The sequence below is a fragment of the Clostridium lapidicellarium genome (genome assembly GCF_041224415.1).
Classification (GTDB): domain Bacteria; phylum Bacillota; class Clostridia; order Clostridiales; family Clostridiaceae; genus Clostridium_B; species Clostridium_B lapidicellarium.
The window spans coordinates 1-14,553 of the sequence record NZ_JBGFFE010000022.1; the positions used below are offsets into that span (position 1 = coordinate 1).

A 14,553-nucleotide genomic window follows, 5' to 3' on the forward strand; every position below is an offset into this window, starting at 1 on the left:
GAAGCATTGTTATAATAACATCGGTTTTTGATGCAACATCCTTTGAGGAAATGCCTTCTTCAGCTCCAAATTTTACAAGCTCATGGACAGATTGTTTACTTCTATTGAACACTACAAGATCATAACCTGCCTTTATCAAATTCTTCGACATTGGCTTCCCCATGATTCCAAGTCCTATAAATCCTATCTTCATATGTTACTCCTCCTTATCATTACAATACATCAAGCGGCATCTTTCTATCAGGTTTAGGAAATACTTTTCCAAGTGCATCAAGTTCATCTTTTGAAAGAACAACAGCACCTGCTCTGGCATTCTCTACAACATGCTTTTCATGGGATGCCTTTGGAATTGCAATTACATTGCCTGATCGCATGCACCATGCAAGAAGAACCTGTACAGGTGTTGCTCCATGATTTTGTGCTATTTCATTTAAAGTCTTTTCATTCAGAATATGTTCCCTCAACCTGCCGCCCTTTGCTATTGGACAATATGCCATAATAGGCATGTTATGTTCCCCCTGCCATGGAAGCAGATCAAATTCAATACCTCTTGAGCCAAGATGATACAGCACCTGGTTGACCATACAGTTTTCGCTGCCGCTGCATTCACTAAGCTGCATCATATCAGAGGTGTCAAAGTTTGATACTCCCCACCTCAAGATTTTCCCCTGCTTTTTCAATTTTTCCATACCTTCTATTGTTTCCTGAAAAGGTACATTGCCTCTCCAATGAAGAAGGTATAAGTCAAGATGATCGGTATTCAATCTCCTCAGGCTGTTTTCACAGGAATTGAATATATCTGGGATTCCCGCATTGTGCGGATAAACTTTGGAAACCAGAAATATCTTATCTCTTATACCTTTTATTGCATCTCCTATTAAGTTTTCAGATTTTCCTTCTCCATACATTTCCGCGGTATCTATAAGAGTCATTCCAAGTTCAACTCCAAGCCTCAATGTATTTATCTCGGCTTTTCTTGTGGATGGATTCTCACCCAGATACCAGGTTCCCTGTCCTAGTGCAGGAACACGGGTGCCATCCGGAAGGACAACTCTTCTTTTTCCATTTATACTCCTTATCTTTTCAATCTCATTTTCACTTATCAAACTCAAGATATCAGTCTCCTCTCAAATTAGTATTTACAAATCCATGAAATTCAATCCAAATTCCCTGTCAGGCAGCTTGACTATTTTTTCTCCAAGATCTGTAACAAACAGCTCACAAACCAATGATATTTTACATTTGAACAAATGTCCACCAATAAGTCCGTAGTTTTTATCGCTTAAATTTATATGTGAATGAATTATTACATCATTATTCTTCAATCTTCCTATATTACCCACAAGGCTCGTTATTTCAAAATTTTCTACAAAATCTCTGCTTTTATAAATTTTCTTTACAGGGTCAAAATATCCCAGTTTCACTTCAGATGCAGCACCAATTGCAGTAAAATATCCTGCCTCTATATTTTGTTCCTTACACAATTTTGCCAGCTGTTCCATTACTTCTTCACCTTTATTCAATTTTACAATATAATTGAATCCGGATTTTCTAAATTTCATCATATCAGCTCCCAAATTTTTATTATACCTAAATTATTCCTGCTTTTGGAAGTTTAATCAATATTAAATTAAACAAATATCAACACATAATACTGCTTTATTTTGTTTAATTGCATAATAAAATCAATTCCAAGCAGTTTTAAAATTAATTATAGATGAATAAAGCCAGAATAAATCCACATATCTTTTAGGATTTAGATTTGTCAGCTTATATATTTTATTTAATCGATAATTGAGAGTATTCCTATGTATAAAAAGTCTATTCGAAACTTTATTGAGCTCTCCATTTTCTTCTATAAATACTTTTAACGTTTCCATCAATTCCCCATTTTTATCATTTTTAGAAATTAATTCATAGGAATTCTTAAGTTCGTTTAGTTTCCATCTTGCATTATCTTGTAAAAACAACATTTGATATTTCAAAATATCAAATATGTAGACATTCTCCTGAGAATAATTTTCCCTTCCGAATAAAAGTGTTTTTTTAGCTATTTCATAAGATTTACAAATATCAGTTAATTTATTGTATACTTTACCCATAGATATTTTTACATTATTCTTCGTTTTATGACTTATTTTTCTATACACACCTTCTATTCTAGGTTTACAGGTTACAGGTCTGTAATTCATATTGGGACATTTATATATAATAACAATTGTTTTTGAATCAATAGCAGCTGCTGGAGATCCCTCAAAATTTGCCTCCAATATTGAAATTACATTGTTGAGTGTATCTATATCTCTTTTTTCAGAAATTTTTTCAAAGTCAATTTGCACAATAAAAACTGCCATTGGATAATTATTTGTCAATTTAAACTTTTTTGCATATTTCTCTAGCAATTTAAAAGAACCTTGATCATCATTTATAAGGGATACTATCATATTCTCCTTTATCTTGTTATTCCATTCAAGTTCCCTCATCACGTAGGCCTGCTCTATCATCATTTCGGCTGCCATTTTAATAAGTCTGCCATATCCTATAACTTCATCTCTTTTCCCCGTGATACCGATTACTCCAATGACATTTTCTTTAAATTCTATTACTATATTGGTTCCTTCCTGAACTCCATTTAATTCTTTGCACTGTTTTTCATCTATGCTAAATTCAGATCTTCTTTTAAGAGCCAGAACCGCACCTTCATGAATTGTGCCAACTCTACTTTTATCACCAGATGCTATAATCATACCCTTTTCATTCATTATATTCACATTTTTATTCACGGCTTTCATGGTTCTATCAACTATTCTCTCCGCAAGTTGCCTGCTCAAAATTTCCATCTTATACTCCTCCTTACAACATAATATGACAATAATTCTGTTTTTATAATGTGCATGTAAATAAAAATTTAACGTTTACCATAAACAATATTTGTGCAACTGAACATTGATATAAAAACATATAAGCATGATAATAAACTTAATATATTTTCAATTATAATTTCACGACATGTATATGTCTACAGTGGGAGGGGTTATACAATGATAAAAGGTGTTTTTACACCAATAATAACTATTTTTGATGAAAATGGAGACTTCGATCAGAAATCCAATAGGCAAATCATTGAAAAACTAATTTCAGATGGCATTTATGGAATATGCATACTTGGAACCACAGGTGAATTTTTTAATATGACTTTCGATGAAAAGAAGAAATATATTGAATTTGCATCAAGAACCATCAATAGAAGAGTAAAGTTAATAGTTGGTACGGGAAGTCCAAATATAAGAGAAGCTATAGCACTTGCAAAATGTGCAGAAAAAAACAATGCAGATGCTGTACTGGTAGTTCCTCCTTTTTATTTTAAATTGGATGAAGAGCATATTTTTGAATATTTTTCTATTATAGCGGAAAATACAAATCTGCCAATGATATTATACAATATACCACAAAATACAAAAATCGAGTTGTCTGTAGAGCTAGTACTTAAACTAGCCAACAAATATGAAAACATAGCTCACGGCGGTATAAAAGATACTACACCTGCTCTCGGAAATGTAAGAAGATTTGTAGAAAAAGTTAAAAGCATATATCCTGATTTTGCAGTATTATCTGGAATAGATGAATATTTGATACCTAACCTCATGATAGGTGGAAACGGTATTATAGGTACACAGACAAATACCCAGGCAAAACTTCTCGTAGAAACATACAAAACATTTCTGAAAGGTGACTTTAAGAAATTATTGGAACTTCAAAAGAAAATAAATCACATAATGGACGTACGTGAAATGCCAAACAGCAACAATATATTGTCTACAAAAACTGCTGCCAGCATTGCTTTAAATTCAGATTTCAATACGTCAATAAGATACTACGATATAAAAGTTACAGATGACGTCAAGAATCAAATTAAAAAAATCGTCAATGCAAAATAATCTTTCATAATCAAATAATCAAAAATTTTTTTGAATAGTCTAGGAGCCGGCACACTGGCTCCAAATTTCAAAATAATAAAAAAGTCCCAACTTAATAATTCATTTCCCGCCATACATATTGCATACTTTTCAGTTAACCACAATTTCTATATTTTTTACTCAAATGTTTACAATAGAATCCTGCCAGTAATAGTACAATAAACATCCAGCCGCTAAAAAGCCATGTATTTACATGTGATCCGTAGTTGGGAAAAATACCTGTTGTCACATTTATCATAGTATGAAAAACAAGTGCCGTGAACAGACTTTTGCCGCCATACATATAGGCATAGATCATTGCAGTTCTCATAAATATATTTAAAAGGCACATTCCAATAATCCACCATGCCGGATGTACCCAGCTCCATGGAATGATATGCCAGGCAGCCCACACTCCTCCGATAATTATACCTGCCTTAATTATCCCATATTCTTTAGCCAGTGGTCCAGTTAGAGTAGATGTCCATCCAAATTCTTCAGGTATTGCCCCTAAAAAATAAAGAACTATCATCAGCGGAATCTCTTTATAAGGAAACACTATTTCTGCCGGCAGTGGAAAAGAAAATACCTTCATTGTAAAATATGTCAGCACTGCAACCAAGGGCATACATGCCAGGCAAAAAATTATCGACCATTGTTTGGCTTTATTCATATCAAAAATACTTTTAAACAAAAATGCAATTCTTTTTATCCCATCTTCTTTCCATGCATATATCAATGACAAGAAGAATGGTACAAAGATCATCAAAAAGCTAATTGGCAGACCAAAAGGCAAGCCTTTAACCGGGAAAAATGCACCCCAAATATAGAAAGGTACTGATAATACTAAAGTTATCGGCAGGAACATAAAATATTTTACATTTGATTTTATCATGTATTATTCCTCGCAAAAATACAAGTAGTCCTTAACAATGCATCAAACAGGAGTTTTTTTTAACCAGAGAGACCAGTGTTTACTGTAATGTTTTGATTTATCCAATCCATACTCACACCACTCTTTTGGTAAACTCAGCATTTTCCAATTGCTAAAAAAATGTCGAATATCTTCTAAGTCTACATAAAAATGTGGAACATTTTTTTCTGTTTCATGTTCACTCCGAAGAATAGTATTGGCATCGAGCTGCCGGCTTTCCCAGGCATTCTGAAAATCCCATGTTCCTTTTGAAATTAGAGTAAGGAATATCTCCCCTCCAGGCTTCAATATACGCCTAATCTCATCCAATATTCTAACAAAACCTTGAGTATCCGTATGATAGATTACATTATAAGCAAACATGCAATCAAAGCTATTGTCCGAAAATGGCAGCGAGAGCATATCACAAAGATGAGTTTCAATGCCCAAATTTTCCCTTTTGGCCCAATCGGACAAATATCGAATACCATAGTCTGATAAATCCACGGCAGTTACAGAAAAACCTTTATGGGCCATATATATAGAATGCCGTCCAAGCCCACTGCCTAAATCCAAAAAATATTGAAATTTCCGTATTTTCCATACTTCAGCAAAATATGCACTTTCCATGCAGGGTATAAGCCATTTATTACTGGAATTTTTAGTCCAATCCCACGGCTTTGATGAAACCATATCTTATCCTCCTCATTAATTACAATCATTAAATAAACTTGTATGACACTTTCAGCATTTGAAATAGTTCCGCTAAAATATAAACTACAATCCAAAGTACAGCATACTATATATCGCTTCACATCTCAATTAAATTAATCATTAAATAATATACATATAACATACATATAATATTTCTTTGATATTGTTTACAACAATGGCTCATTTTTTGAAGATCTATTGATTGGCACCGAGGACAGCATACAACCAAAAATGGGAGTGGTAAATATGAAAAAATGTGAAAAACATTTATTGATTTTTTTTGCAGGCACACTGGCATGGACATGGACAATTGGAATGATCCCTGTTATTCTCGGTATCAATAATACAGATTATGGAAACCTTATTTTCGTTTTTACAGCCGGTATTGCTCCATCAAGTATGGGTCTTATTATGGTATTTGCCACATATAGTCCAGAGGCAAAAAAAAATTATTTCAAACGGTTTATTCCAACATGGAATGGCTTCTGGTTTGTACTACTCTATGCCATTCTCCTTCTGGGCATATCAACTGCCTCCCTTATACTGCTCCTAAAGGAAAAACCGGATTTCAAAACAATTCAGAATTTTGTAAAAGGCAGTTTCCTGTTAGGTTTTATTTGGGGAATTTGGCATATTCCCTGGATATTTTACAGTGCACAATGGCAAAGACGTTCTTTTAGCATTTCTCCCCTATGGTTTGGCATATTTATTCTTTCAACAATAGCCACAAGTTTCATGATGTCTATAGCATACATACTATCCAATCGCAATTATTTCAACGCATCCAGTATACATGCCGTATCCAATGCAATTCTCGGCTTATTTTACATGGATATTCCATTAGAGGGTCAGAATCTGGCACTGGCAAGCGATTTGATATTGAGCACAATTATCACATTTACGGTATTGGTGATATTCCAGAAATATTTTTTCAATCAATTTTTCACTATAATGGCAAATGTAAAAGTTTCAGAGGTGGAAAAATAGGAAAACTCTGCTTCGGTTAAAACTGAGCAGTTTATATAATACAGTTCTCCCTGCTAAAAATATGTGAAAATTAACTTTTATCAAGTAAAATTTAACAGTTCTTAATTGAAACTTAGCAATTTATGTCGTATACAAGTTGTATAATATATACCGATATAATTAGGGGAGATGGTATATCATGACGAATAATGACTATGATATAAAGAGAAGAAGAATATTTATAATTTCAATTCTAGTTTTACTTTTATTTTCCATAGGATTTACCAGTTGTATAACAACAAGCAAAAAGAAATCCATGATCAAATTAGAAAATATGGCAGTTTCAAATAACCCAGGTGACAAAAAATCCACGAACAAATCAGAAAATATGACAGATCCAAAAAAATTAGGTAGTAAAATGTCTATAGACACAACAACTCCGGATAATTCAGGCGACAGTAAATCCATAAACAAATCAGAAAATACAGCTGTTTCAAACACATCAGAGGGCTTTGATCCCTATAAAAAAGATGGAAGGAAAGTAGTTTATTTAACTTTTGATGACGGCCCTTCCGCCAATAATACACCTAAAATACTGGATATATTAAATCAATATAACATAAAAGCTACATTTTTTTTAATAGGACAAAATGCAGAACAGAATAAAGATCTTGTAAAAAGAGAAGCGGCTCAGGGAAACGTAATTGGAAATCACACTTATTCACATGATATGAAATACATATATTCTGATCCAAAAACATTTATGGAAGATATTTATAAATGTCAAACTGTATTATCGTCAATTTTAGGGGAAAATTATAATTTAAAACTTGTAAGATTTCCAGGCGGTTCTTTTGGAGTCAGGTTAAAGCCTTTTAGAGAAGAACTTACAGGAAACGGCTATCATTATGTGGACTGGAATGATTTAAACGGAGATGCAGAACACAACAACGTGCCTGTTCAAAATTTGATTCATACCACAAAAAAATATGCTATTTACGACCATTTGGTCGTACTCATGCATGATGCTCCCGCAAAAGTTACTACTGTACAAGCCCTACCTGCTATCATAGAATATTTTAAATCCCAGGGCTATTCTTTTGAAACACTCAATTAAAAGATGAAATACGTTAAATCAAAATATTTTTACAGCATTTATAAGCACTGGTATTGACATAAGGAAGGAATAGCTATACGATATTATATAAACTGGTCTAGATATAAAAAGGAGTTTAACATATATGATGCAGCAGGCAAATTATTTGCAATCGAGAAAATACAATAAAAAAGTTATAATGTTTACACTGCTTTTGGGAAGCTTTATAGCATTTTTTAATGAAACAATATTAAATATAGCTTTCCCAAAATTGATGACGGAAATGAATGTCGGAGCCACAACAGTTCAATGGCTTACTACAGGTTACGTACTGGTAATTGCTATTTTGATGCCAGTTACAGCATTTTTAATAAGTACTTTTACAACAAAAAAATTATTTATGGAAGCTGTTACTTTATTTTTAATTGGAACCATATGTGCATTTTTTTCTACATCATTTCCGCTACTATTGATATCTAGAATTATACAGGCATTTGGGACAAGTATGATGATGCCAATTTTAATAAACACTGCACTTGCAATTTATCCACGTGAAAAACGTGGACTAGTAATGGGTACATGTGTTTGTGTAGTATCACTAGGACCTGCATTTGGTCCCACTTTTTCCGGAATATTATTACAATACTTTTCATGGCACATACTATTTTTGGTTCTAATCCCATTTTTAATAACATGCCTAATTTTAGGATATATATATTTAGAAAATGTCAATACAATAACTAAACCTAAAATAGATTATCTATCCATTTTACTTTCAGCCATAGGCATAGCATGTATTATATACCCGATAAGTTCAATATCCTCCGTAAATACATTAACCATTTCAATTATATTTGTAATTGGAGTAACATCAACAATACTCTTTTGCAGACGGCAAACACTCTTGAAACAGCCAATGCTTCAAATAAAATCATTTAAATATCCCGTATTCACAAGAAGTATACTAATAATAATAATAATTCAAATGCTTCTATTTTCAATGAATATAATATTACCTATGGTTTTAGAAAATGGATTTAAGACATCGTCTCTGGTAACTGGAATTGTCCTATTACCTGCAACTCTTTTCAATGCACTCCTATCACCGCTGGCAGGTAAATTTTATGACAATATGGGAGGAAAAATAGTAATTCCCGGTGGAGTTTTATTAATATGTATTTCAACTTTTATGCTGTCCAATATTACAAAATCGGATTCTACTTCAATGATTGTTATTTTATATTGCTTTATGTGTATAGGAGCAGCCATGTCTGCATCCAATACACAGACAACTGCACTTAATCAGCTGCCGGACAAATTCAGAGCAGATGGAATTGCAATTATAAATACTTTGATGCAAGTAGCTGGCTGCTTGGGATCCTCTTTGTTTTTAGGTATTATGTCAATTTACGAAAATAGATATCTGATAGTTTCTGACAGTAAAATAGATGCCACATTCTATGGATTTAGTTTTTCCATGAGATTTGCAACAATCATATGCATAATTGGATTCATATTGTCATTAACTCTTAAGTACCAAAATATAATTAGGCGATAGTTTTTTAATTAAATATTACATTACAAATTTCAGCTTATTTTACATAAAGATTTCATGACAGAAAATCCCCCACTAGATTACAAATATTTATGAACGTAATCTAGTGGGGGATTCCCTTCCGTAATTCATTATTAAACTTTAATTATACCTCTGAACCATTGATTTGGTGCGGATAACAGGACTTGAACCTGCATGAAATTTCTTTCACTAGAACCTGAATCTAGCGCGTCTGCCAGTTCCGCCATATCCGCATGATTGGGCAACACAGCCCACTTGTTTACCTAAATAGTATATCATAATCAAATTCAGAAAACAATAGAAAAATTTTTTCCTTTTTTCATTTCACAACAGCAGAATTTGAATACAGGTTAAATGCCACATTTCCACCTGAAGTATAGCCCTCTATATACACGGGATATTTAAAATCATTCCTAAATTTATAATCTATGTTTCCATAATCCACTGTGGCATCCATGCCCTCCGGCACATAATGTACGGCAAGAGAATGATGTGTTCTCTCCGTTGAAGTAAGGCCTGCCTTGTAAACGACATTATACAAAGTGGTAGATACCTGGCATATACCTCCTCCGAGCCCTGATTCAACTTTATCTCCAATAATAACGGGAGCGGCCTGGTACCCTTTGGCAGCAGTTCTCTGCCCTACAACTCCATTAAAACTAAAAGTTTTACCAGGCATCAGTACATATCCATTTATGCTTTTTGTAGCAAGCGCTATATTATTTGCCCTTTCCGCAGAAGATATGGAGCCATAGTTTGTACTAAAACTGGATATCAGCGTATCCACTGTCTTAAGCTGTGCTTCTTTTATTGAAGCCGGTACAGTTTCAAATTTTGCCTTTACAACAGGATTTTGTCCTACCGTCCCATCTATTTTAGAAACAAGTTCCTTTTCCAGATCTTCTTTTTTCAACTTTACACCGTCCTGCTGTGGAATTACTTCAAAGCCGATACTTCCCATCCTCAAGGATGCATTTACCGGTTCTGAATTAATTTCACTTCCAATTTTATCTACTAGATTTTTCACAGGTTCTGCGTTATAGGAAAATTTCAGTTCATAGTCTACAGCTTTAGGTCTTTTTAACAATCGATACTTTTTAAATATATTCTCATCTTTTCCATAAGAATATGCCTGATTTACAACTTCATCTATATTGTATGAGGGCTTCAAACTCGAATAACTCAATTCATATTTCCTATCCTCCGCAATTATATCAATTTTCTTCTGTTGTATTTTATCAGAGTATTCCCTTTTTATTATGTTTTTAGCTTCCAATTTAGTTTTTCCCGAGAGATCCGTGTCATTTACAAAAACTTTAGGATAAATCAAATTATTCCAATGTTCTATATCATTATAATGATATACCATAAATCCACAACTTATTCCCACAAAAACAGCCAGGGCTCCCACGGCTAATACAACCATTCTCTTTTTTAAAACTTTCTTGGCCTTTCGGGACTGTCTTCTCCGATCCATTTTTATCATCACCTCTTCATTTTTACATAGTTATTATACTATAGTGTCAGTATTTTTTATATGCAAAAGATAATTAATTTATTATATAGTTTTTTCAACAAACATAGTTTTATGGTATCATAAAATTGTATAAATATGTAGTAATATTTCAAATAACAATAGTGGAGGTAAAAATAAATGAAAGCTGAAATACTATGTGTGGGAACAGAAATTTTACTTGGAGATATAGTAAACACCAATGCCCAATTTATATCAAAGCAATTGGCAGATTTAGGCATAGAGGTATTCCACCAGTCCGTAGTCGGAGACAATCCGGAAAGGCTTTTGGAAGAATTAAAAAATGGTTTTGAGCGATCGGATATCATAATTACAACCGGAGGCCTGGGGCCTACACAGGATGATCTTACAAAAGAAACCGGAGCTAGATTTTTGGGCAGAGAACTTGTTTTAGATAAAGATTCACTGGAAAATCTAAAGAAACGTTTTAGCAGCATGGGACGCTCCTATCTAAAGGGAAACAATGTAAAGCAGGCATATTTCCCCAAGGGATCCAAAATACTGCCCAATCCCAACGGCACAGCCCCCGGGTGCATCATGGAAGAAGGAAATAAGGCCCTCATAATACTTCCGGGACCACCAAAGGAAGTCACGCCGATGTTCATAAACTATGTAAAACCCATTCTGAAAAAATACAGCACCAGAGTTATAAAATCAAAAACGCTCAGAATATGCGGAATAGGAGAAGGTATAATGGCAGAAATGGCATCTGATATCATAAAAAACAGCACCAATCCCACTGTCGCCCCTTATGCCAAAGAAGAAGACACAATACTTAGAATTACAGCAGAGGCTCCTACAGAAAATGAAGCTTTGGATCTTATCAAACCTGTGGAATCACGGCTTAAAAAAATATTTGGAATAAACATTTACGGCGAAGACAACGCAAAAATAGAAGGGGTACTTGGTAAAATGCTTGTAGATAAAAATTACACCATATCCTCTGCAGAATCATGCACCGGAGGGTTAATAGCAGCCAAACTCGTAAATTATCCGGGAATATCTCAGGTATTCAAAGAAGGTGCTGTCACCTACAGTAATGAAGCCAAGATGAACAGACTCGGGGTGAAAAAGTCCACCCTGGACAAATACAGCGCTGTAAGTTATGAAACTGCAAAAGAGATGGCAGAAGGTATTGCCAGGACTTCCAATACGGATATAGGCATAGCTACTACGGGAATTGCAGGTCCCGGCGGCGGATCTCCCGGAAAACCCGTGGGGCTGGTCTACATAGGACTCTGCATTAAAGGGAAGACAAAGGTTAAAAAATTTCAATATCCAGGTAATAGAGCTACTGTAAGAAAAAGGGCCGTTATGAGTGCTCTGGATTGGATACGAAGGGAAATCACAGACAAATAGCTCTCAGTTTGAAAATTTACTTTTCATTTTTTTCAGGGCAGTTGAGATATTCACAGTAGGGAGCTACAGGACAGTGTCCACAATCAGGTTTACGGGACTTACATATTTTTCTTCCATGCCATATCAGGTAGTGGTGGGAATCACTCCACATATTCTTGGGTATATTTTTCATAAGTTCCATTTCAACTTTGTGTGGGGTATTTCCCCTTGCTATCCCAAGTCTATTGGATACTCTAAATACATGGGTGTCCACTGCAATAGCCGGAATCCCAAAGGCATTCGACAAAACCACATCTGCAGTTTTTCTACCTACACCAGGTAATTTAATCAATTCCTCCATTGTATCAGGAACCTTTCCACCATGTTCCTCTATAATCGCCCTGCTTGTTTCCAATATATGCTTGCTCTTATTTCTAAAAAAACCGCAGCTTTTTATCTTTTTCCCCAACTCCTCTTCTGTTAGAGAAACCATTTTCTCCGGCGTGTTAAATTCTCTGTATAGTTCATTGGTAACTTTATTTACCCTGACATCAGTACACTGGGCGGAAAGCATAGTAGCTACCAACAATTCGTAAGGGGAACCAAATTTCAATGCACACCTTGCTTCTGGATATGTTTCACCCAATATTTTTAATATCGTAACTACAATTTGTTTGTTCAATTTTTACCACCTTCATTAAAATTATATACTCCTCTATATTTTTCAGGGAGAAGTTTTGCTATTTCACACATGAGAAAATCAATTACCCTATCTTCATATTTATGTTTTTCCTCACCTTCCCTTTTATTTGGTATCTGCAGTTTCTTCCCTATATTCACCGTGACCTTGGCATGGTGAAAACTTTCTAGAGCCATTCCTTTATCATTTATAGGTAAAAGCTTTTCAGTCCCGCATATTCCTATCGGCACTATCCTGCCCCTAGTCAATTTCTGTATAAGTACTATTCCCTTTTTACCCCTATTCATAGCAGCTGTCCTGCTCCTTGTACCTTCTGGAAATATAAGTACATTTTCACCTGATTTCACTGCTTTTACTATGTCGGAAATAGCCCCTTTATCTGCAGAATTAGGTTTTATAACTATGGTTTTTGTAATACTCATTCCAAGTTTTGTAAGGCAATCATCATTTAACTTCATACCAGCAACAAAAATCAATTTTTCTTTTTTAAGTACATTCCCAAGAACCAGTGCATCCGAATTGCTTAAATGATTACATATAAATATAATGGGTCTTTTAACTCCATTCAAATGTTCCATGCCTTTGACTTCTATAGCCGCATATTTATTTAAATATCCATTTAATAATTTGTCTGAAATACATTTTACTAATCCCTGAGGTAGAGAACCTATAAGCTTAGCCATCCATGGAGAAATCATAGATAAAGCCACCTTCCCTTTCATATTGATAATATAACTTAAAATAATGTCATCATATATAAATAATTATAATTTCAAAATATGTAAAAGTCTATTATAATAATCTTTTACATAAGAAGATTTTATATTTTTTATCTCAACATTCTTTTTAAGTACGAGTGTGTTTATTATACTATTTCTCTGGATAATATTTTTTCCCCTCCATCCACAGGAAGTATTTTTATATTTTCTCATAAATGTGCTTTTGTCAATATTGACTATCTCATTCAGATCCACTTTTTCCATAAAGTCAAAGGGCTTGAAACCTTTTATATTGGAGTATGCAACATTCTCATTATACGGACATACCTCCTGACAGGTGTCGCATCCAAACAACCTGCCCTGAAATTTTGCAAACCACATATCGTCTATATGTTTCTTCTGGGTAATGTAAGACATGCATTTGTTGGAATCCCTATAACCGCGGATAGCCCCCGTAGGACACACAATCTGGCATAAATTACAATTCCCGCATTTACTTATTTGCGGCATATCGCTTTCTATTTCCATATCAGTTATTACCTCACCCAAAAATACATAGGATCCATACTTTTCTGTAATAAGCATATTATTTTCCCCTATAAATCCTATTCCGCTCTGAAAAGCTATATACCTTTCAGGCAGAAAATTATTATCCACAAAATATATGGCCTTTCCACCCAGATTTGCTATGAAATAGCATATTTTTTTTAAGTAAGCCCCTATTACCTCATGATAATCCTTTCCCCAGGTATATATGGAAAATCCTATTTTACCTTTCTTGATGGGTTTTTTAAACAAATAGGGAAAGGCAATAGATATTATTGTCTTTCCCCCATCCATATATCTATAGGAATTAATTCTCCTATGGATATCCTTTTCTTCAAATTCATTTTCCAATAAATTCTCTTTCCTAAACTGGAGATATTTTCCTAAATCGGTATACATCCTGCATTTGGTAAAACCTACAGTATCCAAACCCATACCGCGGCAGAAATCTAATATTTCCTTCTTGTAATCCAATATTTCACCTACTCATACAAA

At 34.1% G+C, this 14,553-nt stretch carries 15 protein-coding genes and 1 tRNA gene; 5 read left to right on the forward strand and 11 right to left on the reverse strand.

Features of this window, described 5'->3' with window-relative positions:
• From AB8S09_RS12475 to AB8S09_RS12490, 4 genes are all read right to left on the reverse strand, one after another.
• On the reverse strand, window positions 1-193 hold a 193-nt coding region (locus tag AB8S09_RS12475; RefSeq protein ID WP_369869258.1), incomplete at its 3' end, for an NAD(P)-binding domain-containing protein.
• 19 nt (window positions 194-212) lie between these two features.
• The gene (locus AB8S09_RS12480; protein WP_369869259.1) at window positions 213-1,112 is read right to left on the reverse strand and encodes an aldo/keto reductase; all 900 of its coding nucleotides are present in this window, start codon (window positions 1,110-1,112) and stop codon (window positions 213-215) included.
• Window positions 1,113-1,139: 27 nt separating this feature from the next.
• A complete protein-coding gene (locus AB8S09_RS12485) occupies window positions 1,140-1,565 on the reverse strand; it encodes a PPC domain-containing DNA-binding protein (RefSeq protein ID WP_369869260.1) in 426 nt (141 codons plus the stop codon).
• A gap of 120 nt (window positions 1,566-1,685) precedes the next feature.
• Window positions 1,686-2,840 carry a sugar diacid recognition domain-containing protein gene (locus AB8S09_RS12490; RefSeq protein ID WP_369869261.1) on the reverse strand — a complete coding sequence of 385 codons (1,155 nt, stop codon included), beginning with the start codon at window positions 2,838-2,840 and terminating at the stop codon, window positions 1,686-1,688.
• 201 nt (window positions 2,841-3,041) lie between these two features.
• Here AB8S09_RS12490 and AB8S09_RS12495 point away from each other — a divergent pair, with 201 nt between their 5' ends.
• Window positions 3,042-3,938: a dihydrodipicolinate synthase family protein gene (locus AB8S09_RS12495; protein WP_369869262.1), complete on the forward strand. Its 897-nt coding sequence runs from the start codon at window positions 3,042-3,044 to the stop codon at window positions 3,936-3,938.
• A gap of 133 nt (window positions 3,939-4,071) precedes the next feature.
• On the opposite strand, the gene AB8S09_RS12500 is transcribed toward AB8S09_RS12495, so the two are convergent.
• Window positions 4,072-4,851, reverse strand: coding sequence for a CPBP family glutamic-type intramembrane protease (locus AB8S09_RS12500; protein ID WP_369869263.1), 780 nt, complete (start codon window positions 4,849-4,851; stop codon window positions 4,072-4,074).
• Window positions 4,852-4,893: 42 nt separating this feature from the next.
• Complete coding sequence (locus AB8S09_RS12505; protein WP_369869264.1) at window positions 4,894-5,562, reverse strand: class I SAM-dependent methyltransferase; 669 nt, start codon at window positions 5,560-5,562, stop codon at window positions 4,894-4,896.
• 267 nt (window positions 5,563-5,829) lie between these two features.
• Here AB8S09_RS12505 and AB8S09_RS12510 point away from each other — a divergent pair, with 267 nt between their 5' ends.
• The 3 genes from AB8S09_RS12510 (at window position 5,830) to AB8S09_RS12520 (ending at window position 9,203) form a co-directional block, all read left to right on the forward strand.
• Complete coding sequence (locus AB8S09_RS12510; RefSeq protein WP_369869265.1) at window positions 5,830-6,570, forward strand: hypothetical protein; 741 nt, start codon at window positions 5,830-5,832, stop codon at window positions 6,568-6,570.
• Between the two features lie 178 nt (window positions 6,571-6,748).
• The gene (locus AB8S09_RS12515) at window positions 6,749-7,666 is read left to right on the forward strand and encodes a polysaccharide deacetylase family protein (protein WP_369869266.1); all 918 of its coding nucleotides are present in this window, start codon (window positions 6,749-6,751) and stop codon (window positions 7,664-7,666) included.
• Window positions 7,667-7,844: 178 nt separating this feature from the next.
• Window positions 7,845-9,203, forward strand: coding sequence for an MDR family MFS transporter (locus AB8S09_RS12520; RefSeq protein ID WP_294183388.1), 1,359 nt, complete (start codon window positions 7,845-7,847; stop codon window positions 9,201-9,203).
• 164 nt (window positions 9,204-9,367) lie between these two features.
• Here AB8S09_RS12520 and AB8S09_RS12525 read toward each other — a convergent pair.
• Both AB8S09_RS12525 and AB8S09_RS12530 read right to left on the reverse strand, forming a co-directional pair.
• Window positions 9,368-9,454: transfer RNA gene (locus AB8S09_RS12525), tRNA-Leu, on the reverse strand.
• Between the two features lie 86 nt (window positions 9,455-9,540).
• A complete protein-coding gene (locus tag AB8S09_RS12530; RefSeq protein WP_294183318.1) occupies window positions 9,541-10,698 on the reverse strand; it encodes a VanW family protein in 1,158 nt (385 codons plus the stop codon).
• Window positions 10,699-10,875: 177 nt separating this feature from the next.
• Between AB8S09_RS12530 and AB8S09_RS12535 the strand changes: the two genes are divergently transcribed.
• Window positions 10,876-12,114, forward strand: a complete 1,239-nt coding sequence (locus AB8S09_RS12535; protein ID WP_294183319.1) for a competence/damage-inducible protein A — start codon at window positions 10,876-10,878, stop codon at window positions 12,112-12,114.
• A 16-nt stretch (window positions 12,115-12,130) separates the two neighbouring features.
• Here the strand turns inward: AB8S09_RS12535 and nth are convergent, their stop codons facing one another.
• The 3 genes from nth to queG all read right to left on the reverse strand — a co-directional run bounded on the left by nth (window position 12,131) and on the right by queG (window position 14,532).
• Entirely contained in the window at window positions 12,131-12,775 is a 645-nt protein-coding gene (gene nth / locus AB8S09_RS12540) for an endonuclease III (protein ID WP_294183320.1), read from the reverse strand.
• Window positions 12,772-13,491, reverse strand: coding sequence for a lysophospholipid acyltransferase family protein (locus AB8S09_RS12545; protein ID WP_294183321.1), 720 nt, complete (start codon window positions 13,489-13,491; stop codon window positions 12,772-12,774). Before AB8S09_RS12545 ends, nth begins: the two co-directional genes overlap by 4 nt.
• Window positions 13,492-13,557: 66 nt before the next feature.
• Window positions 13,558-14,532, reverse strand: a complete 975-nt coding sequence (queG, locus tag AB8S09_RS12550; RefSeq protein WP_294183322.1) for a tRNA epoxyqueuosine(34) reductase QueG — start codon at window positions 14,530-14,532, stop codon at window positions 13,558-13,560.
• Window positions 14,533-14,553 lie beyond the last annotated feature (21 nt).